The following is a 296-nucleotide window of genomic DNA, read 5'->3' as shown; positions in this document are numbered from 1 at the left end:
GTCAGTTTTGGAGAAGGTACCATGAGGTACTGAAAAGAAGGTATATTCTTTTGTTTTAGGATGAAATGTTCTATAGATATCTGTTAAATCCATTTGGTTCATAACTTCTGTTAGTTTCTCTGTGTCTCTGTTTAGTTTCTGTTTCCATGATCTGCCCATTGCCGAGAGTGGGCTGTTGAAGTCTCCCACTATTACTCTGGGAGATGCAATGTGTGCTTTGAGCTTTAGTAAGGTTTCTTTTATGTATGGAGTTACCCTTGTATTTGGAGCATAGATATTTAGGACTGAGATTTCAT

The 296-nt window shown here is 37.5% G+C and carries 1 protein-coding gene; it reads right to left on the bottom strand.

The genetic code is table 11. The annotated features are described in order from the left end of the window. Positions 1–296, bottom strand: a 296-nt coding sequence (locus HBA93_RS20475; RefSeq protein WP_221724500.1) for an exonuclease/endonuclease/phosphatase family protein, incomplete at both ends; no start/stop codon positions are given.

The organism is Ochrobactrum sp. SFR4, assembly GCF_019730395.1.
Lineage (GTDB): Bacteria > Pseudomonadota > Alphaproteobacteria > Rhizobiales > Rhizobiaceae > Pseudochrobactrum.
The sequence above is the reverse complement of the archived record's forward strand: the minus strand, read 5'-3'. Positions and strand labels throughout refer to the sequence as shown.